This window comes from Ruegeria sp. AL11, assembly GCF_056540865.1.
This window is the reverse complement of sequence record NZ_JBQFXO010000054.1, coordinates 1-990: the sequence shown is the minus strand read 5'-3', so window position 1 is coordinate 990 and position 990 is coordinate 1. Positions and strand designations below refer to the sequence as shown.

Sequence of the window (990 nt, the reverse complement as noted above, 5' to 3'; positions counted from 1 at the left end):
GGCAGATGTTGCCGTGAGAAGGTCGCTGGCATTGAATGAAGGCTTTGTTGCACAAATCCCGCAAGGGATTCATCTCGTGAATCCAGCATGATAGCTGGGTTGCATGAGCAGTTGGGCCCCGACGAAGTACAAGACCAAGAATTGGTCGACTTACAATGATGCGCTGAAGCGCCGCGGATCGCTTGCGATCTGGTTTGACCCGGAGATGATCTGGATACCCCCACCGGGCGGAAAACGCGGTCGCCAGCAGCGTTTCAGCGATGCTGCGATCCAGACCTGCCTGACGCTGAAAGTGCTGTTCGGGATGCCGCTTCGGCAAACGACCGGGTTCGTGCAAAGCCTTCTGCGGTTGGTTGGGCTGGATTGGGCAGTGCCCGACTATAGCACCCTGTGCCGCCGCCAGAAGACGCTGAACGTGAGTCTGCCCTACCGTGGTGGCACTGGCCCACTCAATCTCCTGATAGACAGCACCGGCCTTAAAGCGGTGGGCGAAGGTGAGTGGAACGCGCGCAAGCATGGCGGGCCTAAGCGCCGCCTCTGGCGCAAGATACACATAGGAATTGACGAAGAAACGCTGGAAGTGCGGGCCCTGGAGGTCACGACCAGCAATGTGGGTGACGCGCCGATACTGCCGGAGCTACTCGATCAAATCCCACCCGATCAGAGCGTCGGATCAGTGACCGCAGACGGTGCTTACGATACGCGCAAATGCCATGACGCGATTGCGGCGCGAGGGGCTCATGCCGTAATCCCACCACGCAAAAATGCCAAACCCTGGAAACCCACGAGTGCCGGGGCCATCGCTCGCAACGAAGCGGTCAATGCTTCGCGTTATCTCGGCCGCGCGATCTGGCGACGATGGAGCGGATACCACCGCCGAAGCCGCGTCGAGAGCAAGATGAACTGCATCAAACTGCTCGGCCAATCTCTGATGGCGAGAGAGTTTGAGCGGCAAGTCGCGGAAATCCAGATCCGCGTCGCGGTTCTCAA

The 990-nt window shown here is 59.3% G+C and carries 1 protein-coding gene; it reads left to right on the top strand.

Features of this window, described 5'->3' with window-relative positions; all coding sequences use genetic code 11:
- Positions 1-103: 103 nt before the first annotated feature.
- A partial coding sequence (locus tag ACR0IP_RS23225; protein WP_480528170.1) for an IS5 family transposase occupies positions 104-990 on the top strand: 887 nt, incomplete at its 3' end.